General features: G+C 36.9%; 26 protein-coding genes and 3 pseudogenes. 20 read left to right on the plus strand and 9 right to left on the minus strand.

What is annotated here, in order from left to right; all coding sequences use genetic code 11:
- Nucleotides 1-917 precede the first annotated feature (917 nt).
- Complete coding sequence (locus tag BWD121_RS05225) at nucleotides 918-1,703, plus strand: N-acetylmuramoyl-L-alanine amidase (protein ID WP_078663667.1); 786 nt, start codon at nucleotides 918-920, stop codon at nucleotides 1,701-1,703.
- An 856-nt stretch (nucleotides 1,704-2,559) separates the two neighbouring features.
- Here the strand turns inward: BWD121_RS05225 and BWD121_RS05230 are convergent.
- On the minus strand, nucleotides 2,560-3,693 hold the full coding sequence (locus BWD121_RS05230) for a porin (protein ID WP_078663668.1): 1,134 nt from the start codon (nucleotides 3,691-3,693) through the stop codon (nucleotides 2,560-2,562).
- A 1,819-nt stretch (nucleotides 3,694-5,512) separates the two neighbouring features.
- Between BWD121_RS05230 and BWD121_RS05240 the strand changes: the two genes are divergently transcribed.
- From BWD121_RS05240 to hisS, 4 genes and pseudogenes are all read left to right on the plus strand, one after another.
- Nucleotides 5,513-6,670 (plus strand): integrase arm-type DNA-binding domain-containing protein, encoded by a 1,158-nt coding sequence (locus BWD121_RS05240; protein WP_078663670.1) that lies wholly within the window; start codon nucleotides 5,513-5,515, stop codon nucleotides 6,668-6,670.
- 271 nt (nucleotides 6,671-6,941) lie between these two features.
- A pseudogene (locus tag BWD121_RS08685) lies at nucleotides 6,942-7,513 on the plus strand (antA/AntB antirepressor family protein).
- Entirely contained in the window at nucleotides 7,510-8,025 is a 516-nt protein-coding gene (locus BWD121_RS05255; protein WP_078663671.1) for an antA/AntB antirepressor family protein, read from the plus strand. Before BWD121_RS08685 ends, BWD121_RS05255 begins: the two are co-directional and overlap by 4 nt.
- 105 nt (nucleotides 8,026-8,130) lie before the next feature.
- Complete coding sequence (gene hisS / locus BWD121_RS05260) at nucleotides 8,131-9,585, plus strand: histidine--tRNA ligase (RefSeq protein WP_078663672.1); 1,455 nt, start codon at nucleotides 8,131-8,133, stop codon at nucleotides 9,583-9,585.
- Between the two features lie 18 nt (nucleotides 9,586-9,603).
- On the opposite strand, the gene BWD121_RS08505 is transcribed toward hisS, so the two are convergent.
- Nucleotides 9,604-10,512, minus strand: a complete 909-nt coding sequence (locus BWD121_RS08505) for a DUF488 domain-containing protein (protein WP_078663673.1) — start codon at nucleotides 10,510-10,512, stop codon at nucleotides 9,604-9,606.
- A 272-nt stretch (nucleotides 10,513-10,784) separates the two neighbouring features.
- Here BWD121_RS08505 and ssb point away from each other — a divergent pair, with 272 nt between their 5' ends.
- Together ssb and BWD121_RS05275 are read left to right on the plus strand one after the other, a co-directional pair.
- Complete coding sequence (gene ssb / locus BWD121_RS05270; protein WP_078663494.1) at nucleotides 10,785-11,234, plus strand: single-stranded DNA-binding protein; 450 nt, start codon at nucleotides 10,785-10,787, stop codon at nucleotides 11,232-11,234.
- Nucleotides 11,235-11,250: 16 nt separating this feature from the next.
- On the plus strand, nucleotides 11,251-11,799 hold the full coding sequence (locus BWD121_RS05275) for a hypothetical protein (protein ID WP_078663495.1): 549 nt from the start codon (nucleotides 11,251-11,253) through the stop codon (nucleotides 11,797-11,799).
- Here the strand turns inward: BWD121_RS05275 and BWD121_RS05280 are convergent.
- Both BWD121_RS05280 and BWD121_RS05285 read right to left on the minus strand, forming a co-directional pair.
- Nucleotides 11,796-12,218, minus strand: a complete 423-nt coding sequence (locus tag BWD121_RS05280) for a type II toxin-antitoxin system HicB family antitoxin (protein ID WP_078663496.1) — start codon at nucleotides 12,216-12,218, stop codon at nucleotides 11,796-11,798. The two genes, BWD121_RS05275 and BWD121_RS05280, sit on opposite strands and share 4 nt — an antisense overlap.
- Before the next feature lie 29 nt (nucleotides 12,219-12,247).
- Nucleotides 12,248-12,430, minus strand: a complete 183-nt coding sequence (locus BWD121_RS05285; RefSeq protein ID WP_078663497.1) for a type II toxin-antitoxin system HicA family toxin — start codon at nucleotides 12,428-12,430, stop codon at nucleotides 12,248-12,250.
- A gap of 443 nt (nucleotides 12,431-12,873) precedes the next feature.
- Between BWD121_RS05285 and BWD121_RS05290 the strand changes: the two genes are divergently transcribed.
- From BWD121_RS05290 to BWD121_RS05305, 3 genes and pseudogenes are all read left to right on the plus strand, one after another.
- Nucleotides 12,874-13,404, plus strand: a complete 531-nt coding sequence (locus BWD121_RS05290) for a hypothetical protein (RefSeq protein ID WP_078663498.1) — start codon at nucleotides 12,874-12,876, stop codon at nucleotides 13,402-13,404.
- Between the two features lie 42 nt (nucleotides 13,405-13,446).
- Nucleotides 13,447-14,314 (plus strand): annotated as a pseudogene (locus BWD121_RS05295) (N-6 DNA methylase); the annotation flags it as partial.
- 130 nt (nucleotides 14,315-14,444) lie between these two features.
- Nucleotides 14,445-15,032 carry a phage tail protein gene (locus BWD121_RS05305; RefSeq protein WP_078663501.1) on the plus strand — a complete coding sequence of 196 codons (588 nt, stop codon included), beginning with the start codon at nucleotides 14,445-14,447 and terminating at the stop codon, nucleotides 15,030-15,032.
- A gap of 342 nt (nucleotides 15,033-15,374) precedes the next feature.
- Here BWD121_RS05305 and BWD121_RS05310 read toward each other — a convergent pair whose 3' ends face one another.
- Entirely contained in the window at nucleotides 15,375-15,647 is a 273-nt protein-coding gene (locus tag BWD121_RS05310) for a BrnA antitoxin family protein (RefSeq protein WP_078663674.1), read from the minus strand.
- A complete protein-coding gene (locus BWD121_RS05315) occupies nucleotides 15,634-15,930 on the minus strand; it encodes a BrnT family toxin (RefSeq protein ID WP_078663675.1) in 297 nt (98 codons plus the stop codon). The genes BWD121_RS05310 and BWD121_RS05315 overlap by 14 nt, the downstream gene beginning before the upstream one ends.
- Before the next feature lie 71 nt (nucleotides 15,931-16,001).
- Between BWD121_RS05315 and BWD121_RS05320 the strand changes: the two genes are divergently transcribed.
- From BWD121_RS05320 to BWD121_RS05365, 10 genes and pseudogenes are all read left to right on the plus strand, one after another.
- On the plus strand, nucleotides 16,002-16,571 hold the full coding sequence (locus tag BWD121_RS05320; RefSeq protein WP_078663676.1) for a hypothetical protein: 570 nt from the start codon (nucleotides 16,002-16,004) through the stop codon (nucleotides 16,569-16,571).
- Entirely contained in the window at nucleotides 16,564-18,471 is a 1,908-nt protein-coding gene (locus BWD121_RS05325) for a phage terminase large subunit family protein (RefSeq protein WP_078663677.1), read from the plus strand. Before BWD121_RS05320 ends, BWD121_RS05325 begins: the two co-directional genes overlap by 8 nt.
- Nucleotides 18,472-18,474: 3 nt before the next feature.
- Nucleotides 18,475-18,732 carry a hypothetical protein gene (locus BWD121_RS05330; RefSeq protein ID WP_078663505.1) on the plus strand — a complete coding sequence of 86 codons (258 nt, stop codon included), beginning with the start codon at nucleotides 18,475-18,477 and terminating at the stop codon, nucleotides 18,730-18,732.
- Nucleotides 18,732-20,240, plus strand: coding sequence for a phage portal protein (locus tag BWD121_RS05335; protein WP_078663506.1), 1,509 nt, complete (start codon nucleotides 18,732-18,734; stop codon nucleotides 20,238-20,240). The genes BWD121_RS05330 and BWD121_RS05335 overlap by 1 nt, the downstream gene beginning before the upstream one ends.
- A pseudogene (locus BWD121_RS05340) lies at nucleotides 20,230-21,084 on the plus strand (S49 family peptidase); the annotation flags it as partial. The gene BWD121_RS05335 and the pseudogene BWD121_RS05340, both read left to right, overlap by 11 nt.
- Nucleotides 21,085-21,125: 41 nt before the next feature.
- The gene (locus BWD121_RS08510) at nucleotides 21,126-21,557 is read left to right on the plus strand and encodes a hypothetical protein (protein WP_240536693.1); all 432 of its coding nucleotides are present in this window, start codon (nucleotides 21,126-21,128) and stop codon (nucleotides 21,555-21,557) included.
- Nucleotides 21,554-21,919 carry a head decoration protein gene (locus BWD121_RS05350; protein WP_078663507.1) on the plus strand — a complete coding sequence of 122 codons (366 nt, stop codon included), beginning with the start codon at nucleotides 21,554-21,556 and terminating at the stop codon, nucleotides 21,917-21,919. Before BWD121_RS08510 ends, BWD121_RS05350 begins: the two co-directional genes overlap by 4 nt.
- Before the next feature lie 13 nt (nucleotides 21,920-21,932).
- Nucleotides 21,933-23,009, plus strand: a complete 1,077-nt coding sequence (locus tag BWD121_RS05355; RefSeq protein WP_078663508.1) for a major capsid protein — start codon at nucleotides 21,933-21,935, stop codon at nucleotides 23,007-23,009.
- A 139-nt stretch (nucleotides 23,010-23,148) separates the two neighbouring features.
- Nucleotides 23,149-24,201, plus strand: coding sequence for a major capsid protein (locus tag BWD121_RS05360; RefSeq protein ID WP_078663678.1), 1,053 nt, complete (start codon nucleotides 23,149-23,151; stop codon nucleotides 24,199-24,201).
- Nucleotide 24,202: 1 nt separating this feature from the next.
- On the plus strand, nucleotides 24,203-24,547 hold the full coding sequence (locus BWD121_RS05365) for a hypothetical protein (protein ID WP_078663679.1): 345 nt from the start codon (nucleotides 24,203-24,205) through the stop codon (nucleotides 24,545-24,547).
- Nucleotides 24,548-24,616: 69 nt separating this feature from the next.
- Here BWD121_RS05365 and BWD121_RS05370 read toward each other — a convergent pair whose 3' ends face one another.
- From BWD121_RS05370 to BWD121_RS05385, 3 genes are all read right to left on the minus strand, one after another.
- Nucleotides 24,617-24,934, minus strand: a complete 318-nt coding sequence (locus tag BWD121_RS05370) for a type II toxin-antitoxin system HicB family antitoxin (RefSeq protein WP_078663680.1) — start codon at nucleotides 24,932-24,934, stop codon at nucleotides 24,617-24,619.
- A 333-nt stretch (nucleotides 24,935-25,267) separates the two neighbouring features.
- Complete coding sequence (locus BWD121_RS05380) at nucleotides 25,268-25,549, minus strand: type II toxin-antitoxin system YafQ family toxin (RefSeq protein WP_078663681.1); 282 nt, start codon at nucleotides 25,547-25,549, stop codon at nucleotides 25,268-25,270.
- Nucleotides 25,536-25,799, minus strand: coding sequence for a type II toxin-antitoxin system RelB/DinJ family antitoxin (locus tag BWD121_RS05385; protein WP_078663682.1), 264 nt, complete (start codon nucleotides 25,797-25,799; stop codon nucleotides 25,536-25,538). The genes BWD121_RS05380 and BWD121_RS05385 overlap by 14 nt, the downstream gene beginning before the upstream one ends.
- Nucleotides 25,800-25,868 lie beyond the last annotated feature (69 nt).

Genomic DNA, 25,868 nt, shown 5'->3' on the forward strand with positions numbered 1-25,868 from the left:
GGTGAAGTTGGGAGGAAGGAGGTTGGTATTTTTTTGTTTTGTGTGTTTCAGGAGAGTGTAAAAACGTGTGGGTAGTTTGGTGATTGTGTTGAAATTGCACGAATGTTTCTTGATTTTTTTTTGTGTTTTGAGTAAAATAGTATGGGGTATATAAACCTTTTAGGTATTTTAATTACTAAAAAGGCATTATGAAATTTGTATTTTATTAACATTGTTTTTATGTCAATGCAATATAAATTAAGTAAGAGTAAGTTTTGTAATTTAATTTGAATGGTATTTATTAAAATCATTTAAAAAGCGATTTCAGTTTTTTATAAATTGAGAAAGTGATTTGCTTATTTGGAAAAAATGATTTTATTCTTTAAATCATAATGAAATGTAATTATTTTCAAATCGAATATTAAGAAAACATTTTAAACTTATAGCAAATAAATTTCTAAAAATGCTATAATACTTTCAAAATGAAGAACAGAATATGAATTTAAGTTATATATTAAAATGTCAGGGTAATATTAGAAAGAATATCTAAAATATTGTAAGATTGATCATGAATATTTTTTTCTTATAATAATTAAATAATGGATTATTTATAGAGTAGAATCTATCTAAGCTTTATGATTTCTAAAAAATTGTTTCATAATAATATGTTTTTAAGAAATTGAATTTGTGAATTTTATTTAAGAAAAGAGTAAAATTAAAAGTAGATATTTTCTCGAAAATTGCGTTCTTGTCTTTTTTAAAAGCTCTTTATGGTAGAGAAAAAGAAAATATTCAATTTATGGTATAATATTTTAGTTATAGTCCACTAATGGATACCAATATTGTATAGTAAATACTTTTCCAGATAACACCAATATTAATCTATATGTTTTATTATAATGTATAAGCATAAATGAATTCTAAAAAGAGGATTGTCTATGTATAAAATTGATTACAATAGTTATCGTGCTATACAAAGCTTTAATCGTCGAGTTCGTTTTTTAGTTATGCATTACACTGCGGTTAATTTTGAAACGTCAATCGCTCTTCTTACAGGTCCCTTAGTTAGTGCTCATTATCTTGTTCCTGATCCTTCAGAGAAAACTTATCTTGAAGCCGGCTTTAAGGATATTCATATTTTTAACTTAGTTGATGAAAATGAACGTGCATGGCATGCTGGTGTAAGTTCATGGAATGAACATAGTAATCTGAATGATACATCTATTGGAATTGAAATTGTTAATCTAGCAACCACTGAAAATGAAGCATTTACATTTCCCCCTTATAACCCAACACAAATTGATGCAATTAAAGAACTCGCATTGAATATTCTTCAACGTTATCCAGATATTACGCCAACCAATGTCGTTGGTCACAGTGATATTGCCATTGGAAGAAAAAATGATCCAGGTGCAGCTTTTCCATGGAAACAGCTTTATGAAGCAGGTATAGGAGCATGGTATGATGATGAATTAAAAAATTGTTACCAAAAAGAGTTTTGTAATTACACATGCTTGGAAAAAGCAAAAAAACAGGTTGTTGCTAAACTAAAGCAGTATGGATACGATACCTCAACTGCAAAAACTAAATGCGGATATAAGAATCTAATCCGAGCATTTCAGCTTCATTTTCGCCAAGAGAATTATAATGGAATTCTAGATGCTGAAACAACAGCAATTATTTATGCCTTGGTAGACAAGTACTTCCCCACCGCAGTAGTCTAAGTCATTCTCATCAAAAAGAACTGTCAAAACAGTGACTTTTCATATTTGCAAAGACCATCTAAAACTCTATTAACTAGAAGTAAGCACTACAATACCTTGTGATCATCTAAATTTATCTGTAACTATAATCAATCACGATAAACAGAACCCCACTTTAACTATTCAAAATTTACATTATGAATAGCTTTATTATTAATTTTTAGCTTAATATCGCGTAATGATATGTAAAATCCTAGATACAAATGATGTAGAAAACAGAAAAAAGTAGTTCTGATAAATCTGCTTGTATTAATCAAAATGACTAAAAAGCATAAAAATTCTTTTTGACACTAATCTCTCAAAGACTTTTTCAGGAGGTCGGCGCACACACCACCCCAAAGAAAATATTTACGCTGGATAAAGCAAAATAATTTCACAAATCCACTGAAAGCTAGTCTTCAGTACTAGTTTAGAAGATAACAAAAACAAACACAAAAATCGACATTCTATTCGTATTCAAAACAAATTCATATTCATTTGAATAACGCTTTTATATCATTTTTAAGTTAAATACGTAAATAAATCATACTAAAATTAATTTACTTTTTTGAAGCACTAATTAACTTACTGCAACAGATAAACTGTTTATAATGCCAAATACTCCAATCAAAGCAAACAGAAAAATATGCTAACATAAGCTGAAATGGACAGTTACAAAACTCCCAATTCCCTTTAATCAATCCTCTTTTGAGTACAACATTACTCCTGTTAAATTAATATTTTTGCCACTCTAAAAAGCTCTGTCCTTTTGTTACACTTTTAAAAACAATAAAAACCTATCATAAACTAAACTTCAGAATTATTAATTTTTAACACATTAGAATTTATAGGCCACACCAACACGAAAATCATTAGTTTTGTAATCAAGCTCCAATTTCTCCTTAGCAAATTTCTGCTTACCAAAATCTGAGTAACGATATTCCGCACGCAAAACAACGTTATCGGCCATCGCAAAATCAATACCACCGCCAAGGGTATAACCTACCATCATTTTTGTTTTATCTGATAAATCAAGAGAGCTTATTTTCTTACCCGCTACTTCAAATGACTGTGAAAAGATATCTTGAAGTTGCGCATAAGTAACACCACCAGCGATATAAGGCATAATACGATCAGCTACAAAACCTATACGCATTCGTGTAGCACCAGACCATTTTTGTCTTAAAGTATGACTATAAACTTCAATGGGTCTCTCTATTTCTGCCTCACTTGAAATCGTCTCTGCCCCACCACCATGAGATGATCTCCTTCCAAATGGTGATCCTCCTACAGTTTGTTTTGACCTTCTTGTACGCCCTCCTCCTTCCTCTCCCTGCCCATTCTGATCACGAACACTATCATAGACCTCATAGAGCATATTACTTCCTTCCCGTTGAAGAGGAACTTCATTTGTCGCTTGTTCTTGTAGAGGAACTATCTCCATATTTGGTATTTCGGGTCGTTGTAGAGAAGTCTCATTTACTTCTGACCGTCGTAGAGGAACCTCACTTACTTCTTGTCCTTGTAGATACACTACATCCATTTCTGGGATTTCACGCTCTCTTTTATCAATAACTTTTGTATCTTGTTTATTAGACCACACTATATCCGTGTCAACACCTAGAACAAAACTATTCCCGAGGCTAACATTGGCTCCCGCATAAAGACCTCCCATAAAACCAGAAAGTTGAGGCAATGCATCTTTCCCAACTGGTGCCCATTCTCTACTAGACCCTTGTTTAGCGTATAGACTCCGATCACTTTTACTCGAAAAACCACCAATCTGGCCTCCAAGATAAAAACCATCCCAAGAGAAAATAGGTGCAGCAACAACTGGTGAAACAACAGAACTCGCTTCAACAGGTGCAACAACTGGTCTTGACTCTCGAGGAATTCTAATATCTGCTGCTTGTGTCATAGAAGCTGTAAACAGGGTGAAAATAGACGTACTAACTAAATATTTCGTATTCATAAACACCTCCAGAGATAACTTTTAAAACACATAATGGATATTATTCGCACATTTTTTCAAAAGAAGCTACAATAAAAATGATGCAATCATAAAAAAGTGAACTTTGTAGAATTAAAAAACAATTTGGTGTTTATTTTATTATCCGTGATAATGACCAGCCTATTAACAGCTCAATTCTATTTTGTGTGTTTTCCTTCATAAGTAGCAAAGTTTATTCAAACCTAGAATAGTAAGCTTTCAATAACGAATCCAAAATCTTAGAGGATTTGGAATTTCCAAAATCTATTAGAATTGCCACAATTTAACAGTGTTTAGAATTTCATTTTGACGTTTTTATTAAGCCTTTTCCATTACCCTTATAATGTTAATTAGAATTTTATAGTCCTCTTCTTCAAAATTTTTATAATTCTGCACAACAGGATATAGAAAACCAAAATAGGTCATCCATAAATCGGATAAAATTAATAACATTCTTCACTGTAATTTCCGTGGATTGACTCTTTTAAAGCACACTAACTTTTTTATCATGATTTGTTGTAACAGAAATAATTTGACTGTTTTTTGTGCTATTTTATTAGGTTTTTAATCATAAAGATTGGACAATCTATAAAACCTTTTTTTGATTTTATCCTAATTGATTTTGGAGAGCGCTTTTATAAGCCTTATTATTTGCATATAAAGCAGTCACATTAATTTTTTATTGTATTCCAATATTTTCGTACTTCAGTACAAAACAACAGGTTATCGGACTATTTAAAAACTTATCATATTACGTTAGAGTGAGTATTGTTTTGCACTCTCTTTAACTTTATTAGATATTCAAGTAGCTTATCATTATTTCAAAATTAAATCGTCAATATATAAAGCTATATGAAGTGTTATTTGGCAATTCATTCTCTTTCAATAAAAACAAACAAGTTTTTCTGCCTTTCTTATTATTTTTTATTATAAAAAGCTTTTTGCCACATCTCTCAACAGTGAGGGTATAATCCTTAAAAAGGTATCTCTTTAAAGTTATAGGAAACTCAAACCAGCGCGCCAGTGTTTTATGATTAGAATAGTAACAGCAACTTTGATTTATCCTATCAATGCAATTTAAAAACAATTCGTACAAGGAGCAAAAATACAATTTCATGAACCACGATTGTAGTCCACATACTAATCAACACCAAGGTTAAGCGCATTTTTTTGTAAAACTAAACAAAGCATAAACACAAATTTTAATGCAACCCCTTCTTATATGAAAGATTATTCTTAAGTGTTCTTACCTAATTTTCGTAAAAATAAAGAGTTCATAAAATATATTAATGATAGCAATAAATATGTCACAAGATCAAAATCAGCTCAAACATGCTTAGCTTTCAGCGTATTAAGGCGATCATTGGTAATTGGATATTTAAAAGGTACTTTTTGCACCATACTCAAATAGAACCAGTCAAAGTAGAGCAAAAAGAGATACTGGCTTTCACATCAAAGAAAAATGCAGAGCAAATGAAAACTTTAGGTAAAATTATACAAGCCGTAATGAACCGTAACAAGTAGATTAAAGAAGAATGGGGGGGGAGGTGACGTTGATAAGGTGGGTTAAAAGTATCAATTAAAGAAAAAATCTATATATTACAATATGCTAAAAATAAAAAATGGTGCCGCATGCCAGCGAATCAGTCCTTAGCAAGTAGAATCCAATCACATAAAAACGCACAAAGACGTGTTGCTGTATATAGCTTTTTATGATTCAGTAAGAAAATTAATGATTAAAGGAAGAATCTGATATCAAAAATTAAAGGTGGTCGAAAAGGTGGTCGAAAAGGAGGGGTAAATGAGGGCGATTCATAGGTTATCAGCATCGTTTGTAAAGACGTCTCCTCAGGGTAAACATTGTGATGGAGCAGGCTTGTGGTTAAATGTTCGAAAAGACAATACACGCACTTGGTTTTTTCGTTATACATACCGCAATAAACGCCGTGAAATGGAGTTTGGTCCTGTTACAAAAACTTCTTTAAAGGAAGCACGCGAACTTGCTAAACATTATAGCGATATTCTTAAAAGTGGCAACGATCCTATTGTGTTTCGAGAACAAAGCATTTTAAGGCAGCAAAGCAATGTTTTTCAAGAAATTGCTCAAGAGGCTTTTGAAAGTAAAAAAGCTGAATTAAAAAATGAAGGCAAAAATGGTCGTTGGTTTTCTCCACTAGAGTTACACGTTATTCTACATATAGGTAATCTTCCTATAGAAAAATTAACAGCGAATATTATTCGTAATGTTCTTGCTCCACTTTGGCATAAAAAAGGAGATACAGCGCAAAAAGCACTGAACCGTATCAATATTTGCTTAAAATATGCCGCCGCTCTTGGCTTGGATGTTGATTTACAAGCTTGTATGAAAGCACGCATCCTTTTAGGAAAATCACGTGCTATATCAACAAATATTCCCGCTATGCCATGGCGGGAAGTTCCAGCTTTTTATCAATCCTTAAATAATGACCTCCTTTCAAATTTAGCACTGAAATTGCTAATTTTGACTGGAGTACGGTCATATCCCTTGCGATATTTACGTCTTGAGCAAATTGATAAAAATATATGGACGATACCAAAAGAAAATATGAAGGGTATTGTAGGAAAAGTTTCAGACTTTCGCGTACCGCTAAGTAATGAAGCTTTGAGAGTCATTGAAAAAGCTCTTTCTTTTGAAAAAAATGGTTTCTTATTTTCTGGTCTTAAAGGCACCCCAATTTCTGATGCAAGCATGGCAAAACATATGAAATTTTGTGGTTTAAAGTATCGTCCTCATGGTTTCCGCTCAAGCTTACGGGATTGGATAGCAGAAACAACATCAACACCATTTGAGATTGCAGAAACGGTTCTTGCTCATTCAGTTGGTAGTTCAGTGACAAAAGCTTACATGCGAACAGATTTTTTAGAACAACGACATGCTCTCTTAGAACAGTGGGCTACATTTATATCAGGAACGACTTGACACAATTAAGAGAATACGTTTATACACGGGCCAGGTGCTTAAGAAACACTGAATCGATAGCGGATTGGTTACCGAAATAATCAGTTCTCCGCGTTTTAAAGACTTTGACTCATTGTATGCGTGTAGCGTATAGTGACCTCGTCGGGTGTAGTTATGCGATACAATACTCTTTATGGGGAAAGCATAACGACGGACTATCGACCGTGTTTCTTAACACCCGGCGCTCTTTTTTGAGTGTCATTAAGAAACCTTTAATCGATAGGAGTTCATCATGAACAATCTTATAGAGATTAAAAAACAAGTGATTGATCAGGAAACTGTTCAGATGGTCAACGCACGTGAGTTGCATGTGTTTTTGGAAGTTGGTAAAAAGTTTGCAGATTGGATTTACTGAACGTATTAATCAATATGAATTCATTGAAAACCAGGATTATATAGTTTTCCCCAATTTTGGGGAAAACCTCCAAAGTAGCTGTTCTTCTAAGGATTATGCTCTCACCTTAAGTGTAGCAAAAGAGCTATCTATGGTTAAGAATAATAAAAAAGTAGTAGTGAATTTTTCGTTTGACAACATAGTAAGAATACGTCTATACGCAAATCAGGTGCCTAACAAACACCTTAAGCAAACAGCGGATAGATTGCCGACACAATCTTTTTTCTGCACATTAAAGACTTTGACTCGTTGTATGCGTGTGGCGTATAGTGATCCTGTCGGGTGTGGTTATGCGATACAATACCCTTTATGGGGAAAGCATAACGACGGACTGTTTGCCGTGTTTGTTAGCACCCGGCGCCCTTTTGGGTGTCATTAACAAACCTTTAACAAACAGGAGTTCATCATGAACAATCTTATAGAGATAAAAAAACAAGTGATTGATCAGGAAACTGTTCAGACAGTAAATGCACGCGACTTACATACTTTTTTAGAAGTAGGAAAAGATTTTTCTACTTGGATTACAAACCGCATTAATCAATATCAATTTGAAGAAAACAGGGACTTTATAGTTTTTCCCAATTTGAGGAAAAACCCTCAAGGTGGTCGCCCTTTTAAGGATTATGTTCTCACCTTAGACATGGCGAAAGAGTTATCCATGGTTGAACGTAATGATAAAGGACGTCAAGCCCGTCGATATTTTATTGAATATGAAAAAAAATTAAACGGTCAATCACAATTTGATCGTGAACTGTTTTCTCGTGATTTATTTAAATCGCCCTCAGGTATTGGCAAAGTTTTAGGAGTAATTGCAAAACGCCTGTCAGATGTAAATGATCTTGAAGATGAGCTTGAACATTACAAATCAGTTACAACAGAAGCCAAGCGTGTTTTAGAAAGCCCTGTTGCAAAGGCTGCCTAATTTAAAGGAATATAACCATACCTTTCCCCTGTAAAATGGGGAGAGGTTAAGTCTTATATTTGTATTGCAGAGCAATTTACCTACATTGCTGAATAGAGAAATATCATGTCCATGAAACAAAAGAAAACTAAAGCGCGTTTACCACGTGGGTTTGTTGATTGCACGGGTGTAGAGTTACAAGCACTTGAAGCAATGACGGCTCAAATACGTGAAGTTTATGAGCTTTACGGTTTTGAAGCACTTGAAACACCGATTTTTGAATATACAGATGCACTTGGAAAGTTTTTACCTGACGTAGATCGCCCGAATGCAGGCGTTTTTTCTTTACAAGATGATGATGAACAGTGGATGTCTTTGCGCTATGACCTTACAGCGCCTCTTGCTCGTTATGTTGCGGAGAATTTTGAAGTCTTACCAAAACCTTATCGTAGTTACCGTTTAGGACATGTTTTTCGTAATGAAAAATCAGGGCCAGGACGCTTTCGTCAGTTTATGCAGTTAGATGCTGATATTGTGGGAGCACCAACAGTGGCTGCTGATGCAGAAGTCTGTATGATGGCAGCGGATAGTTTAGAAAAATTAGAGTTTAAGTGTGATGAATATGTCATTCGTCTGAGTAATCGGAAAATTTTAGATGGTGTTTTGGAAAATATTGGTTTGGGGGAAGATGAACAGTCAGACAAACGCTTAATTGTTTTCAGAGCTATAGATAAACTCGATCGACTTGGTCTTGAAGGTGTACGTTTGCTTGTAGGAGATGGCCGTTTGGATGAAAGCGGTGATTTTACGAAAGGAGCGGGACTGACTAATGACCAGATTGAGTGTATTCTTAGTTTGTTGCGTGCGAGAGACGAAACTGCAGAGGAAACGATTAATAATCTCAAAAACATAGTTGACCGTAATGTTTGTGGACTTGAAGGAATTCGTGAACTTGAAGAAATGCAAGAAGTTTTTGACGCTAATGGTTATAAGGATTGCATGAGAATTGATCCATCAGTTGTGCGAGGGTTAGACTATTACACAGGGCCTGTTTTTGAAGCTGAATTGCGTAATAAGCTTACCTTTGGATCTATTGGTGGGGGTGGGCGTTATGATGGTCTGATTGCACGCTTTCGCAATGACAATGTCCCCGCGACAGGTTTTTCAATTGGTGTGTCACGTTTAATGACGGCTTTGCAAAGCTACGAAACATTGCGTGTGAGAGAGAAGACAGGTCCGGTTGTTGTGTTGATGATGGATCAAGAGACAGACAGTGTTTTGCGTTATCAGAACATGGTGAAGCAATTGCGCAATGCGGGTATTTGTTCTGAAGTATATTTAGGAACGTCGGGTATTAAAGCACAAATGAAATATGCAGATCGACGCCGTGCACCTTGTGTGGTGATTCAAGGGTCACAAGAGCGCGATCGTGGAGAGGTCCAGATTAAAGATTTGGTAGAAGGTATGCGTTTAGCCAATGAAATTAAAGATAATCAAACATGGCGTGAAAGTCGCCCAGCACAAATAACCGTTAAAGAAAATCAATTAATTCAAGCAGTGAAGGATATTTTGAAAAAATAAAAACAGCACATTCATTTATCAAATATGTTTTATTTGATAATTCCACTGAGGTAATTTTGAGAGAGCAAGTGCAATTTGCCCCCTATGACACATGGATACATTTTCTTCAAAACAAGTAATTGCAATGCGTTTTCTGTCTAAGAACAGCTGATATAATTTATCTATTGCAAGATGATTATCTTTAAGGGTTGTATTGTTATAATCTTGAAAAAGACGCTCATAATCTTTTTGCGTTTTCAACTCTTGACGCTTTTCAGAAATAATACCCAACTCTGGAATATGCCTATATTCAATACCCAATGCATTTACGATTTGAGATAATTGTGTTTTAGAAAACCCATATTTGCGACTTAGCGGGTTTTTGCGAACGTCACACAAAGTTTTGATATTATTTTTGATAAGACGATTAAGATAATTTTCAAAAGACTGTCCTTCATATCCAATGGTGAAGAAACAAAAAGTCTCATTCTTTGATTGAAATGTATCAATTGTTTCTAAATCTTTTTTCTCCATAAGGTTATTTGCTATACAACTGTTGATGGCAAAATATGGATAGTTTTTGTAGACATACCGAATAAGTTCATCACCTTTGAGATTGCAAAATTTTTCAACAAATGAAGAAATTTTCTTTTGTGTAGCAAATTCAATATCAGAACTATAATCACTCTTCATTGATGTAAGCTGCCAATCATTTTCGTTTGTAAGCATACCTAATTTTATAAGCTTGTGTTTGTCCGCATAAGATTGAAAAGAGAAACATCCATATTTGTAAGGCACAAACTCATAACTTTGTTTTTCTTCCCATTGCGTAAATAAAAATAAGTACTTTTGAAAATCTATACTTGAAAGGCGTCCTCCAAATGCTTGAAGTAAAGCTAACAATAGTTTTTGCCGTTTGAATAGAGTCTTGCCTTTTATTGTTTTCATAGTGTTATTTCTGTGTCTGATTGACGTAGATAAATTTGAAAAAATTGCTCAAATTTCAACAAATGCGCTGGTCTATAATTTGCTTAGAACCAACCCAATGAAATTATATCACAAAACAGCATTTATGCACTGATAAATCAACAATAAAATGTTTATTTTCAGTTATTTATGTCATTTTTTCTTTGGAAAAATGTACTATATATGCTATAGTAAAAGTAGCTTTTCATATCCGTATTTCGTTTCAATTATTTTCCTTAGAAAAGATATCAAACATGCTTAATAAAGTAACTTTAATTGGCTATCTGGGTGCTGATCCAGAAAGCAGAACAATGCCATCTGGAGTAGAAGTGGCGAATTTTCGTATAGGCACTTCTCAAAGATATATAGATAAAACAACAGGTGAAAAAGTAGAGAAAACAGAATGGCATTCTGTTGTGATTTTTAATCCACATCTTGCAAAGGTTGCGCTTCAGTATCTGGGCAAAGGTTCCAAGGTTTATATTGAAGGTCAATTACAGACGCGTAAATGGCAAGATAAAAGTGGGCAAACACACTACACAACAGAAATTGTCTTGCCGCAATATAGGGGTGAATTAAAGATCCTTGATAGTGCTCAAAAGTCTGATTCTGACATGGCTACTCAAGAGCAAGCGGTGGCATGGGAGAATAGTAGGCAGGAGCAATATTTAGAAACGACTTTGAATGACAGAATCCCGTTTTAATCAGGAAAATTAATTTATGAAGAAACGCAAAAAAAGGGGAAGACCTAGAATAGAAGGTCAAATAAGAGAACCCAATGGACGTATTTCACGTGCAAAAAAGCCTCGTGAGCCTGTTGATCAATTAACTCTTGAAATGCGTGCAAAACGTTATGGGGTGAGTATTCAAGATGCGAAAAACCCACTTATGGGTACTTATGTAGGGCGGTTATATTTATTGGAAAAAAAGATTAATCAAGATCAGTATGATGCGTCACAGCAATATATTCAAGTGCTAAACAATTATCGGTGTGCGAAACAATTGCCGGGTGCGGTTTATGATGGAATCACTACTAATCACGATCAAGAAAGTCTTGAAAAATGGATTGAAGTAGCAACTGATCGCTATAAAGCGATGCAAGAGGTTATCAGAGAAACACAGAGACTGCATCGTCGGTACAATCTTCATGCTGCATTAGAGCATCTGGTTATTGAAGATCAACAACTGCCACATCTTGTCAACTCTTTACGCATGGCTCTGAATGCTCTTCAGAAATACTGCCCGGAAAAAAAACCTTGTAAACTTTAAGCAGCATCTTGAATATCAATAGTAACTGATTTTCCGAGAGTAAGGAGAACGGATTCTAAAGTATCTAGTTTTGTTTCATGATTTAGGTCTAACAATCGATCGATTTGTATAGGGTGAAGTTGCAAAAGACGCACGAGATCGGCTTTACGCAAATTTTTTTCGACCATGGCATTATGGATTGCAATTTTTAAAGTGATCAATGAAGATACTTCAATAAAAGGGTAAGCAATATCATGAGTTCCAAAAGGGATGGTTTCACGGTCTTGAAAACGCCCTTCAATAACTGTTAAAAGTGCATTTTTAGCGTGTTCTAAAGCTTCTTTTTCATTGTTTCCATAAGTGATGAACTCTTGAAAGTCTTTAGCAATAACAATAAGGGTATCATTATTATCTTTAATGAATTTAATGGCATATTTCATTTTTACGTTCCTTTCATTGAGGTTATGATTTATTTCAAATCAAGATCTTTGAGGATCTTTTGAACCAATCCTGTCCCTAATTCCTTTCGCGCACCATGCATAGGCAAAACAGATTTTTTGGAACCGCGTTTTACAATTAAATGACCGCCTTTTCCTGGGATGAAACTACAGCCTTGTTTTGTGAGATATCTTTTCAATTCTTGACTATTCATAATAATAGAATAATATCTAAAATGTTTCAATACAACATAAATGTTGTTTTATACATTAAAAAATTATATTTATTTGAGGCAAGATTGTGCGTTAAGTTCGCAAATTAAGTACAGTTAATACTGCACGTCATATGACCATTTACACTTAACAAATACCATATTTAGGTTGATTGAAATAAAAAATACCAGATTATGATTTTTTTAGTTGACATGGGGATATAAATAGTATTTAATAACGTTACTGTACTAGTTTTGTTGCGCCCAAAATTACAGATTTATGTAAGTTTTTCTTTTGAATGTTGTTGTTAAAAGCCCTGTGAATGCAGGGTTTTTTATTAAACAACTCAAACTTCGTCATTATTAAATCTACTATTTACTGGCCTCACTCCTCCCCTCCTGAGAGTGAGGTTTTTTTATATTTCAATTTCTCCAAAGGAATAATCATGGAAAAAGTACAAGTGGTCATCACAAGACCTATGTGTGTTCTTGGTGATAACAAAGCCACCGTTCGTTTTGAGCCTCCCACAAAAAGTAAACCATTCGTTGAGGTTTCTTATCAGGTTTATGATCGCCTTAAACGCGCTGGTGCTGTCAAGCTTTATCAACAATGGCTAGCACAAAATGTTAATGAAAAACCTAAACCTAATGAGCAAGAAGTTTCTGTAGATGTAAACACTCAAGAGGTTCCACAGGTCGTTGAGCAGATTACACAAACGTCTATAGAGTCTGACAAACAATCTCAAAAAGAGCTTAATGAGCAAGAAAACCCTGTAGATGTAGACATTCAAGAGGTTACACAGATCGTTAAAGAAGTTGAACAAACTGTCGATGAAAAACTAGGGCTTAATGAGCAAGAAGTCCCTGTAGATGTAGACACTCAAGATGTTGAGCAAACATCAGTAGAATCTAGTGAACAGTCTGCAAAAGCAAAAACTTCTAAATCCTCGACGCGTACGACGACAAAGAAAGCTTAAACTGTGAAGTCAAATAGCCATGCAAAGCAAGTTGAGCGCTTTGCTGAAACTGTTAAAAATTATATCACGCGCTTAACAAGCATTTTAGCCGAACCAGATACTGAAGTTAGGCAGGCCTTTGACAGTTTTTTAGCAAAATTGCGTGATGATTTAAATAACACAACCACAGAGGGCGATGCGATTGAAATGCTTGCACAGCATATTATCATGCTTCCTGTGTTTAAAGTGTTGTTTGAAGAATACCAGTTTACTCGTGAAAATCCTGTGTCACCTGCTATACAGCGTGTACTTGACGCGCTTAAAGAAGCTAACTTTGAGCAAAAATCTAAAGATCTTGAAAGCTTTTACGCTGGTGTAAAATTACGGGCCAGTGGACTTACCGATCCACAAGAAAAGCAAAAATTGATTTTAGAGATTTATGAAAAGTTTTTCCGTTATGCATTTCCACTCACTGCTCAAAAACTGGGTATTGTCTACACTCCTATTGAGGTTGTAGATTTTATTATTCACTCAGTCAATGAGGTATTACAAACTGAATTTGGCAAAACACTTGGTTCACCTGGTGTTAAGATTATGGACCCGTTTACGGGAACGGGAACTTTTATCACACCGCTTTTACAATCTGGACTGATTAAAAAAGAGGAGATGGAATATAAATTCCGTCATGAAATCTATGCCAATGAAATAGTACCGTTAGCATACTATATCGCGGGCATTAATATTGAAGCCACATATCATAGCATTATGGGTGGAGATTATGTGCCATTTGAAGGGATTTGTTTAACCGATACATTCCAGCTTTATGAGCAGGGAAAAGATCAGATGAGTGATTTGCATGAAGCAAAACAATAAATGTCAGTCACGTCAGGAAAAACGAGATATTCGTGTCATTATTGGTAATCCTGCTTACCCCTTAGAATTGTTTCAACGGGTAATTACTGTAAGTCTAGAAACAATGAAAATTGTTCGTCATCTTCCAAAATTGGAAATGAGAGAAATTGAAGATACTCAAAAAACTATACACTAAAAAGGATTAGGTTTTGGGGTTAAAGATCCATGCCAAGTGGTATCTGCAACAGGCAGAAAATACTTTTACAAGTCTTCAAGCCCCACGTCTTCATTGGGCATTGCGTAATGCGATTAACACCACAGCAAAGCAGGTTGAACGTTTTGCAGAAAAGAAAGTTGCAGAAGATGCTTCAATTCCACCAAAGCGCGTTAAGAAAGGTGTCTACATTAGCGGCAAAGCCACAGCTAAATTTCTTGAAGCGGATATCATTGGTTCAGCTTCACCATTGCCTCTTAAGATTTTTAAGGCAAGGGAAACGAAACGTGGTGTGATTTATAAAATCTTTGGCAAAAAAGAAGTCATGCCCCATGGTTTTATCCGAGGTGGGAAATTTCCAGAGCGTGTCAATCTAAAGATGGGAGGACACGTCTTTACAAGAACCTCTGGAGATAGGTTCCCCATTGCAAAACAAGATGGCACCTCGATTGCTTATGTCATGTCTAAACCAAAGGTCTCAAGTTCTATTGAACACCATGCACGTGAGAGGCTAACCAAAAACATCCAGAGCCAAATTGCTCGGCAAGAATATATGGTCAATCAAAAGGCCCCACGCTCTTAAACCATACCAATTACATACAAAGCATATGATGATTTTAATGTTTCAAACCAAATTATCGAGAGAAAAGTTTTTAAAAGGTACTTTCCAGTGGGGTAGGTGTGTTGCGGGGCAATCAAGCGCGACATATCGCTAGCGACAGAATTTTTAAATAACTGTACATTGTACACATAACTTATTGATAAGTAACAATTTATATGTGTGCATTGTACAATGTTTCTATTTTATAACGGGATAGTTTCTAAGCCATTTGTTTAAATTTATCTATTTTAGCAAATTCGTCAGCTTTTTCAGTTTGTAGTACATTAACATCGTAAGCAGCTTGCATGTTAAGCTGAGAAGATGTCAATCACGATAACTTTTCTGTAAATCTTGCTCAATAAGATGCCGGACATAACGTGTATAAGGGACAGCTTTGTTTTTAGCTTTTTCCTTTAAAGCGCTCATAAGTACTTGAGGTAAACGAATATTAATAGAAGCTTCTTTAGGTAGAAATTCAAAATGAACAGGTTTAAAGCCACTTAAATCATACTCTGTGAGATCTGCAGTATCTACAAAGTTTTCTGCTTCTTCATCTGTTTTAAAAACAGGCATCTGTTTCAACTTAGAGGTTTTCATAAAAATCAATTTCCTTTTGATGCATATAGCGAGCACTAATTGGGCGCACGAATAATTTATTGTTCATTGTTCTTAGGGTAAAAACTAAAAAAATGTATCGCTCATTATAGCTTTTCCCGATAGCTCTCAACCGTTCTTCTTTAACATTTGGATCATCTTTAATAACTAGATGACCATGACCGGAGAATAGATACTCAATTTCTTTTTTAGAAACTCCATGTTTAGCACATTTAGGCCAATTACCTTCGTCCCAGTTTATGCCGCATATCTTAATGTTTTTCATAACATATGTATATCAAAATGTATCTACAAATACAATAAGATTTTCAAAAAAATATTCAATCACGGTAAAACATGAATAAAAAGAATAGAGAAGGAATATCGGCTCGAGCGTTTGCGAAGAAGATGGGCGTTTATCCTAATGCGGTTATTGCCCGTTTTAAGACGGGGAAGTTTGATGAAGCGCTTTATGATGACGGTTCTATCAATGAAAAATTAGCAACAGCTTTATGGAATGAGAATCCCACCAAGCAAGCCTATATTGTAGGCGATGATGGAAAGCCTCGCACAAAGACAAAGCAGGCTTCTATAGAAGGGGCTAATGAACACAAGATAAAACTCCAGAGAATGCAAATTGCACTTGAAAGTGAAACGATTGATCTTGAGCAGAAAAAAGAAACAACACTTGACCGTGAAAAAGTAAGGAGGGAAGCACGTAATTTTGGAAGAGCTTATCGTGATATCATGCTGCATTTTCCTCATCGTTACGGTGCCCGTATTGCAGCAAAGGTTGAGTGTAATGCCGCAAGTCTGATTGGTGCCATTGATCACTATATCCGAGAAGCTTTGCAGGAGATCATAAAAGTTCCGGTTCCTTTCCATGATCAAGACACTCCCGATCATAAGGAGGAAAAGAATGACTGATACAGGAGAAGGTTTTTTTTATTTTCATGCCAGTCAAGCATGTCAACCAGATCCCCCTTACACAGTTTCACAATGGGCAGATAAAAACCGTTATTTGAGTACAGTAGCCAGTGCTGAACCTGGATTATGGAGAACTAAACGTACCCCTTATTTACGGGAAATCATGGACAATCTTTCCTCTTACGTACCCGTTGAAAAAACAGTGGTGATGAAAGGTGCACAGATTGATATGTCAGAGGCTGGCTTGAACTTTTGTGGTTATGCTATTCACCATAGTCCTGGTCCTGTTCTTTATGTGATGCCTACAGTTGAGATGGCAAAGAAAGTATCTAAGACCCGTCTTGACCCTATGATTAAGGCCAGCCCTGCATTAAGCGAACGTATCTCTCCTGCCCGCGCTAGGGATAGTGGGAATACAATGTTTTCGAAAGAATTTGATGGTGGGGTATTAATGCTTACAGGAGCCAATAGTGCTGCTGGCTTGCGATCAATGCCTATTCGTTATTTGGTTCTTGATGAAGTTGATGGCTATCCATTGAATGTTGATGGAGAAGGAGATCCTGTCAATCTTGCTGAAGCACGTACTGCAACTTTTATTCAACGCAAGATTTTTAAATTATCAACACCAACTCATCGTGACACAAGTCGTATAGCTAAAGATTTTGTTTTAGGAGATCAGAGATATTACAATGTACCTTGTGATGGATGTGGCACGCTTCAACCTATTGTCTGGTCACAAATTAAATGGCCAAAAGGGGCTCCTGAACAGGCTGTATTTGTTTGTGCGCATTGCGGTCATGAGCATGCTGAACACCGTAAGGAAGATTTACTGTCTGAAGAAAGGGGAGCTTGTTGGATACCAACACAAGAGCCAATTAGACCTCGTTTGCGCTCTTACCATATTTCAGCACTCTATTCACCTTGGATGACATGGGGAGAGTGTGCTCTCAAGTTCTTAGAATCTAAAGATGACCCCGCACTTTTACAGACTTTTGTTAACATCATTCTAGGTGAACCATGGGAAGATAAATCAGGAGAAGTCATTGATCCAGATAGCCTGTATGCCCAACGTGAAGACTATCCTCTTGCCCCTGCCAAAGCAGTCCTTCTCACAGCAGGCATTGATGTACAAAATGATCGCTTAGAGCTTGAAGTTGTAGGTTGGGGACGTGGTGAGGAAAGTTGGAACATTGATTATCAAGTTCTGCCGGGTGACCCCTCTTCTCTAGACGTTTGGGATCAGTTGGATGAGTATCTTCAAAAACGATGGCCCCATCCTGGTTTCAAAGACGGAATAAAGATAGCAGCAGCTTGTATTGATACAGGGGGTAACCATACACAAGACGTTTACAATTATGTGCGTCCTCGTGAAGGAAAGCGTATCTGGGGCATTAAAGGACACGCAGGATCACGCCCTGTATGGCCACGTCGCCCCAGTAAAAACAACAAAGGACAGATTAATTTATATATCGTTGGTGTTGATTCAGCAAAAGATACCATCACAAGGCGCTTTAAAAAATCAGGTCCTGAAGCATCAGGAGCTGGTGCAACGCACTTTCATAAAAACCTTGATAGAGAATATTTTGAGCAGCTGACTGCTGAAAAAAAGGTCATCAAATATTTTAAAGGCCATCAACGGATAGAATGGCATAAAAGTGAAACAGCAAGAAACGAGGCTCTCGATTGTAGGGTTTATGCTTACGCTGCCTTACAGGGTCTGATTTTAGCAGGTCTCAATCTTAATAAAGAAGTCGACATCTTAGAAGAGCGCTTGAAAAGACTTGAAAATGTTGAAACCCCTTCAACAGCTTCACACTACCCAAAAAGACTGAGACCAAAACCTCAAAAGCAACTTATCAGAACATCGATCAGCGCCTACATGCAAGGCAATAGGGAGTAATCTATGTACGAAAAATCAAAGCAAATAAACTGGAAATACGAAAGACTTGCACAGCTTAAAAAACGACGAGAACAATTGGAAAATGCTCTTTATTCAGGTGCACAGTCTGTGCGCCACGGCGATAAGCAAGTCAATCATCGTTCGACTGAAGATATACGCAAAGCCCTTACAATGTTGGCCGATGAAATAGCTCTTCTTGAAGGGTACAAACCTTTATATCCTTTCCATCCTTTTTATCTTAGGGCATCACGAGGCTATTAATGACATCTTCTCTTATACATCAAATCAATCATAACCCCCATTTTGAAGCAGCAAGTCGTAGCCGTCGATTAAATGGGTTTGATCCTGCAAAAAAACACATCAATAAAGCCATTGAAGAATGTGGTGATACAATTGTTGCTCGTTCAAGATGGCTCTATGACAATGAACCCCTTTACGGATCTGCAACGGAAGAATGGGTCTCAGCAGCAGTAGGTGATGGAATTAAGCCTTATCCTAGAATTGAAGGGTTTCAGGAAGAAAAGAAAAAGCTTCTTGATCTTTGGTGGCAATGGGTCGATGAGGCTGATTATGATGAAGATGCTAATTTTTATGGTCTTCAAGCAACAATTGCTCGTGAGGTTTTTTTAACCGGTGAGTGTTTTGTAAGGCTACATTATATCGACTTTTATGAGCGCTCACGTGTACCTCTTCAATTGCAAATTTACCCTTCAGAAATGCTGGACTTAACCTACAACGGACCAGCAGACACTGAAGGCCACACCATTCGTATGGGAATTGAATTTAATGCAAAGGGCAAGCGTGTTGCTTATCATTTTTGGAAGCGTCACCCTTACGATGATCATCAGGTAACTCAGCTATTTACAGATCAAGAACGCGTTAGAGTCCCTGCTGAATTGGTTATTCATATCAAAGATCGCCGCACTGCAGGACAACTACGTGGATGCCCCAAAGTTACGCGCTGTATGACAAAACTCTTTCAACTTGAATGTTATGACGATGCAGAAATTGAGAGAAAAAGAACCGCTGCTCTTTTTGCTGTCTTTATCACAGGGTCAGAATCTGGTGAGATGGCACCAGACAATCATGATGAAAATCAATCCGAACCTCCCTCACAAAAACTTCCCGACTTGCCAATGACGCCAGGATCGATCAATGTCGTGGATGGCAACAGACAAATTACATTCTCTAACCCTGTGGAAGTTGGAGGCTCTTATGAGGCCTTTCAATATCGCAATAATTTAAAAATTGCAGCAGCTTTAAATATACCTTACGCCATTGTCACAGGTGATGTCACACGAGGGAACTTTTCTAATGTGCGCACGTCCATTATTCAGTTTAGACGCCACATCAAACAATGGCGTGAAAATATCATTGCTTTTCAATTCAATCGCGTTGTTTGGGAACGTTTTGTTCAATTTGCCGTGCTTGCTGGGTGTGTTGAATTACCAGGATGGGAAGAAAATCCCTTACCATGGATCCAATGTGAAAGCTTTGCACCCCCACTTGAGATGATTGATCCCAATAAAGACATCTCAGCTGAAAAAGAAGAAATCCGAGCAGGTCTAAAAACACGACGTATGGCACTTGCTGAGCGTAGTTTTGATATTGATACCATTCATGCAGAGTTGGAAGAAGAGCAAAAAGACGCAAAAGCACGGGGATTATCATTCGATACAGATGGTGAAGATTCTTCTACTGGTTTGAGTAACGTTGACGAACCGGATGAAAGTGATCTCGACAATAAAGTGCATGAAGATGAAGAATAATATTGATATGCCATTTTTGGTCTCACGACTTTTTAATGTACCGCATATGCTTGTCCCTACAAAGTTTGATGTCATTCTCAATGCTATGACACCACGCCTTTTTGAGGGGAGTAAATTTCCAGTTGGAGCATTTTCCCAAGAGGATCCCCTCTTTCAAGCTCCCCCAGAGACTTATGTGGTTAAAAATCATGTGGCTATTCTTCCGGTTCATGGCACACTTGTACGTCGTGGTGCATGGCTTAGTGCAGCATCAGGATTAACTTCTTACAATGGTTTGCAAGCCTCTTTTCAAGAAGCCATTGAGCAACCTGATGTTCATGCAATTCTATTGGATATTGATAGTGGTGGTGGCGAAGCAGGTGGTGTTTTTGATTTAGTTGACGAATTTCGTGCGCTTTCACAACAATATAACAAACCCATTTGGGCACATGCTAATGAAGTGGCGTGTTCAGCAGCTTATGCCATTGCTTGTGCGGCTTCTCAAATCTGGGTTGCACGCACAGGAATTGTTGGATCCATTGGAGTTGTATGCGCTCACCTTGATCAGTCGCGTGCTGATGAAATGGACGGATATAAATGGACTTTTGTCTATGAAGGGGATCACAAAGTTCACGGAAATCCTCATGAGCCACTGCCTGATAAAGCCCTTGAAAAGATGCAAGCAGATTGTGCGCTTTTCTACGACATGTTTGTCAATTTAGTTGCACAAAACAGATCTATGAGTGTTCAAGCGATCCGCGACACGAAAGCAGAGACATTTATAGGCACCCAGGCTGTAGAGCTTGGGTTAGCAGATGCGCAAGGCACATTTGCACAAGCTTTGGAAGCTCTAACCGCTTCCATTCAATAATCCTGAATATGAAATCAAACAAAGGAATTAAATATATGGTGAATCTATTACGGACAAGATATCGCGCCAAAGATGATGGTGAGCTTTCCACACAATTGCCTGCAGGAGAGGAAAGCGAAAAGATTGAAGTTTCTGCAGAAGTAAGCGCTGTCGACATTGGTATTAACGCTGAAGTCTTTAATGAAGATAAGGATGCAGGTATTCAAGCGGCACTTGAACAAGAAAGAAAGCGTGCTCAGAGCTTTATGACTCTGGAAAAGCAAGCTCAGCGTCTAGGTGTTTCTTTTAATGCCGCACAAGCTATTCAAGATGGTATGAGCTTAGAGGAAGCAAAGAGCATTATTCTAGCTAATGCTACATCACAAAGCGAATCCTTAGTTGTATCGCCTTATGCACCCCATCCGGAAGGAAATACTCAGGCAAATATTTATGCAAAATGGGACAAAGTTTGGAGGGCAATACAATGAGTAAAGTTTTTTATGAAGGTCCTCATGATAGTGCTTATCTTGGGCGTTACAACCCTGACATGTCAAACGAGGAAGTCATCTTTGCAAAAGGATCTGAAATCGCAGCAGGAACCGTTATGGGGCTCGTGACAACAACGGGCAAATATGTGCCGTTTAACCCTGATGCATCAGATGGCAGTGAAATTCCAGCGGGCATTTCTTATGCCAATGTTGATGTCTCACAAAGCGATCAACGAGCAACGATTACAGTGCGTTTATGCACGGTAAAAGCATCTGAACTGATATGGCCTGACAAAATTGATGAAGAGAAAAAGCAAGCAGCCATTCAGATCTTAGAAAAAAACAACGTTCTATTGCGATAGGAGACATACAAATATGGATATAAGTTTTTTTAATCACAATGCTTTCTCAATGGTGACAATGATGAAAGCAATTGAAAATTATGCGTTTAAACCTGATCTGATTGGCTCACTTAACCTTTTTGAGGAAGTTGAGACAAACAAGACAACGGTTGGAATTGAGAGACGTGACAACAAATTATCACTCATTCCAACGAGTAAACGCGGCGCACCTTTAATAGAAGCTGATAGAGATAGTCGCAACGTTCGGTTTTTTCCAACAATACGTATTGCTAAAAGCGACACAATAAAGGCGGAAGAAATTCAAGACCGCCGAGAGTTTGGTACAGAAGACCAGCTTGAAACAGCGATGAAATTTATCGCTAAAAGGCAAAAGAATCTGATTGGGGAAATTGAACTGACCTGGGAAAATATGCAGCTTGGAGCTATTCAAGGTATTGTTCTCGATGCTGATGGATCAGTGCTTTATGATTGGTATAAGGAATGGGGGATCACACCACCAGAGCCTATTGATTTTAAACTAAATGAGGACACAACCGATGTTTCTTATATGGTTAATCAAATTCGCATCAAGATGGTTAAAGCTTCAGGCAATACATTTTCCACTCGTTCACGAATTATTGGGTTTTGTGGAGATGAATTCTTTTTCAAGTTAAAAAATCACAAAACAATTCGTGAAACTTATCTCAACACATCTTTAGCACAAACATTAAATAGTACAGCAGGTATCGCAACGCCTGGAGCTATTGAATTAGGAAGCTTTGGAAGTTTTGATTTTGCTGGTGCGACGTTTGTTAATTACTGCAACATTCATGATTATAATATGAATACTAAATCCAAGACAAAACGAAGCATAGGTATTAAGCCTGATGAATGTCAATTTGTTCCTGTTAATGTGCCTGGTGTATTCCAAAAAACATTTGCTCCGGGTGAAAGTTGGAAGGTTGTTAATACAGTCGGTAAACCTCTTTATCCTACACTTGTTATAGATCGCGATAATGACGCGTGGGTGAGAGCTGAAGTATACAGTTATCCACTCTTCATTTGCGCGCGTCCTGAAATGCTTTTCAAAGCAACAGTGAAAGCACAATAAAATGCAATGGCACGGGCTGCTCAGTCAAATGATAGAAGATGTACGTGACACTTTTGGGCAGCCCATTATCTATACACAAAAGAAAACAGGACAATCTTTTCATATCACAGCGATTTATAGCATATAGGATAGTGCAAATATGAATATGGATTTTTTTAATCAAGATGCTTTTTCACGGGTAGAAATGACGAAAGCGCTTGAAAACTATGAGTTTAAGCCAGGTCTGATTGGCTCCCTTAATCTTTTTGAAGAAGTTAAATCAACAAGAAAAGTAGTTAATATTAAGAGATATAAGTTATCACTTATTCAAACAAGTCAACGCAGTATGCCTTTGCGGGAAGCTGATAGAGATGTCTGTCGATATTTTGAAACAACACGTATTGCTAAAGGCTACACTATATCATCAGAAGAAATCCAAAACTGGTTTGCATTTGGTACAGAAGACAAACTCGAAACAGCGGTGAAATTTATCGCTAAAAGACAAAAGAAGCTGATTGAAGAAATTGAGCTTACTTGGGAAAATATGCAGCTTGGAGCTATCCAAGGTGTTGTTCTTGATGCTGATGGATCAGTGCTTTATGATTGGTATAAAGAATGGGAAATCACACCACCAGAGCCTATTGATTTTAAACTAAATGAGGACACAACAGATGTCGCAGATGTAGTTGATCAAGTCGTCACCAATATGGTGGAAGCATCAAGTGGTGCATTTTCTGATCGTTCACGGATTGTTGGGCTTTGTGGATATGAATTCTTTTCAAAATTAAAAAATCACAAAACAGTTCGTGAAATCTACTTGGCACAAAGATTAAACAGTGCAAAAGGTATTTCAGAGCTCGGTGCTATTGGATTTGGATTCTTTGATAGTTTTGATTTTGCAGGTGTAACTTTCATCAATTGTCGTAATATTGGTAACTATAACGTGGACACTAAATCTAATGCAGAACGAAGCATAGGAATCAAACCTGATGAATGTCAATTTGTTCCTGTTAATGTACCTGGTGTATTCCAAAAAACCTTTGCTCCAGGTGAAAGTTGGGAGTTTGCTAATAGAATAGGTAAATCTCTTTATACGATGCTTATTGTAGATCGTGAACGCAATGCATGGGTGAGACCTGAGGTATACAGTTACCCACTCTTCATTTGTACACGCCCTGAAATGCTCTTCAAGGCAGTAGTGAAGGCGCAATAAAATGCAATGGCATGGGCTGCTCAGTCAAATGATTGAAGATGTACGTGACACTTTTGGGCAGCCCGTGATCTATACGCGAAAGAAAACAGCACAATCTTTTCATATCACAGCGATTTACAGCATTAAGCACGCAGAACAAGAAGCGGGGGGAAGAATCAAAACAACAATCCCAAGAAAAGAACTTGATGTCTGTATCAACGATATTGGTGGAGTACAACCTGAACTCGGAGATCATATTGTTTTGCTTGCTTCCCAGGAGAATTTTTCTGTCGCAAATGTACAAGCCTCAGAATCAAATATGTACAAGCTTATCCTACGTGAGGAATCTGTGTCTAATGTGAAATAAATATCTTAATTACTTTCCCATCTTCATAGATAGGAAGGTAGCAAATACATAAGACATCAATGAAAGAAACTACAGTTTAGAAGAAATATATCTATTTAAACTCACACCATTTTCAGCAGCTTGAATTGCTAATTGTCTGTGGAGTTCTGGTGGTATTCTTAACTGAAATTTACCACTATATTTTACATGTGATAAAGGTACAGGAACATCCTCTCCACTGCGTTGCATGTCCTCAACAACTTCTGTAACGAGGTTCATAATACCCTTTAAAGCATTCTCTGCTTTAACATCTAACCATGAAAGAGAAGGAAATTCAGCACATAAACCAACATATTCCTCATCTTCTTGCGACCACAAAACACGATACGTATAATGATTATTGTTCATGCTTTATCCTTTCTATCGCTTGTAAGATTTGTTTGACTTGATAAGCTTTTGCTTTGTTACCAGAACTTTTTTGAATATTCACACGAGGATCTCCAAACCACGGGGTTTAAAAAACAAAATGGCTTGAACCATTGTTTCGCGGTTCTCCAAAGAAATGTCTACATACAGCCAACAAATCTGAAAACTTTATGTTTTTTGGTGATGTTTTCATCAAGTTGACTATTTTTTCAATTTTATGACTCATAATTTTATATATAATATCACTATTGATACTAATCAATGCTTTTCATAGTTTTCAACTGATATTGCTTAAAAAGGAGATCGATTCTTTAATCATAAATCAAGTTTAGAATGAGAACCAAGACGTACCAAAACCAATCTATCCTGACTGATTAAACGATAAATCAATACCAAATCAGGTCGAATATGGCAGTCTCGGTAATCACTCCAATTTCCGGTTAATGCATGATCACAATGCCGCGGTTCTAACGGTTGGTCATTGGCTAATGCTTCAATAATTTTGCGCAAATCACTCTCTAAAAGGTGGCGATGCCTTCCTTTCATTTCACGCTTGAAATCACGTTTGAAAATAGTAGTACGCTCAATCGTCCGCATACAAATCATCAAATAGTTCGTCTACTGAATTAAACTTTTTTAAACCACCTGTTTCGAGTTCAGCAAAGGCTTCCAATGTTTTTGCATTAGGTTGAAACAACACTGATGGAATAGCTTTATCTTGCGCGATACGGGTCATCAATACTCTAACCACATCACTTACTGACAAACCCGACGCTTGAATGACCTGACTAGCTACATTCTGAATATCTTCTGGAACACGTGCTTGAACCATACGACTAGTAACCATAACAGTCTCTCCTAACTCATTTGTATTGCACTGTAATACAATATAATACAATTAATGTTTAATTTCAAA

The sequence above is a fragment of the Bartonella sp. WD12.1 genome, assembly GCF_002022415.1.
GTDB lineage: Bacteria > Pseudomonadota > Alphaproteobacteria > Rhizobiales > Rhizobiaceae > Bartonella.

Excerpts from the sequence above, each read along its gene's own strand:
- BWD121_RS05225 (WP_078663667.1), top strand. The coding sequence starts at position 918 with ATGTATAAAATTGATTACAATAGTTATCGTGCTATACAAAGCTTTAAT.
- BWD121_RS05230 (WP_078663668.1), bottom strand. The coding sequence starts at position 3,693 with ATGAATACGAAATATTTAGTTAGTACGTCTATTTTCACCCTGTTTACA.
- BWD121_RS05240 (WP_078663670.1), top strand. The coding sequence starts at position 5,513 with ATGAGGGCGATTCATAGGTTATCAGCATCGTTTGTAAAGACGTCTCCT.
- BWD121_RS05255 (WP_078663671.1), top strand. The coding sequence starts at position 7,510 with ATGAACAATCTTATAGAGATAAAAAAACAAGTGATTGATCAGGAAACT.
- hisS (WP_078663672.1), top strand. The coding sequence starts at position 8,131 with ATGTCCATGAAACAAAAGAAAACTAAAGCGCGTTTACCACGTGGGTTT.
- BWD121_RS08505 (WP_078663673.1), bottom strand. The coding sequence starts at position 10,512 with ATGAAAACAATAAAAGGCAAGACTCTATTCAAACGGCAAAAACTATTG.
- ssb (WP_078663494.1), top strand. The coding sequence starts at position 10,785 with ATGCTTAATAAAGTAACTTTAATTGGCTATCTGGGTGCTGATCCAGAA.
- BWD121_RS05275 (WP_078663495.1), top strand. The coding sequence starts at position 11,251 with ATGAAGAAACGCAAAAAAAGGGGAAGACCTAGAATAGAAGGTCAAATA.
- BWD121_RS05280 (WP_078663496.1), bottom strand. The coding sequence starts at position 12,218 with ATGAAATATGCCATTAAATTCATTAAAGATAATAATGATACCCTTATT.
- BWD121_RS05285 (WP_078663497.1), bottom strand. The coding sequence starts at position 12,430 with ATGAATAGTCAAGAATTGAAAAGATATCTCACAAAACAAGGCTGTAGT.
- BWD121_RS05290 (WP_078663498.1), top strand. The coding sequence starts at position 12,874 with ATGGAAAAAGTACAAGTGGTCATCACAAGACCTATGTGTGTTCTTGGT.
- BWD121_RS05310 (WP_078663674.1), bottom strand. The coding sequence starts at position 15,647 with ATGAAAACCTCTAAGTTGAAACAGATGCCTGTTTTTAAAACAGATGAA.
- BWD121_RS05315 (WP_078663675.1), bottom strand. The coding sequence starts at position 15,930 with ATGAAAAACATTAAGATATGCGGCATAAACTGGGACGAAGGTAATTGG.
- BWD121_RS05320 (WP_078663676.1), top strand. The coding sequence starts at position 16,002 with ATGAATAAAAAGAATAGAGAAGGAATATCGGCTCGAGCGTTTGCGAAG.
- BWD121_RS05325 (WP_078663677.1), top strand. The coding sequence starts at position 16,564 with ATGACTGATACAGGAGAAGGTTTTTTTTATTTTCATGCCAGTCAAGCA.
- BWD121_RS05330 (WP_078663505.1), top strand. The coding sequence starts at position 18,475 with ATGTACGAAAAATCAAAGCAAATAAACTGGAAATACGAAAGACTTGCA.
- BWD121_RS05335 (WP_078663506.1), top strand. The coding sequence starts at position 18,732 with ATGACATCTTCTCTTATACATCAAATCAATCATAACCCCCATTTTGAA.
- BWD121_RS08510 (WP_240536693.1), top strand. The coding sequence starts at position 21,126 with ATGGTGAATCTATTACGGACAAGATATCGCGCCAAAGATGATGGTGAG.
- BWD121_RS05350 (WP_078663507.1), top strand. The coding sequence starts at position 21,554 with ATGAGTAAAGTTTTTTATGAAGGTCCTCATGATAGTGCTTATCTTGGG.
- BWD121_RS05355 (WP_078663508.1), top strand. The coding sequence starts at position 21,933 with ATGGATATAAGTTTTTTTAATCACAATGCTTTCTCAATGGTGACAATG.
- BWD121_RS05360 (WP_078663678.1), top strand. The coding sequence starts at position 23,149 with ATGAATATGGATTTTTTTAATCAAGATGCTTTTTCACGGGTAGAAATG.
- BWD121_RS05365 (WP_078663679.1), top strand. The coding sequence starts at position 24,203 with ATGCAATGGCATGGGCTGCTCAGTCAAATGATTGAAGATGTACGTGAC.
- BWD121_RS05370 (WP_078663680.1), bottom strand. The coding sequence starts at position 24,934 with ATGAACAATAATCATTATACGTATCGTGTTTTGTGGTCGCAAGAAGAT.
- BWD121_RS05380 (WP_078663681.1), bottom strand. The coding sequence starts at position 25,549 with ATGCGGACGATTGAGCGTACTACTATTTTCAAACGTGATTTCAAGCGT.
- BWD121_RS05385 (WP_078663682.1), bottom strand. The coding sequence starts at position 25,799 with ATGGTTACTAGTCGTATGGTTCAAGCACGTGTTCCAGAAGATATTCAG.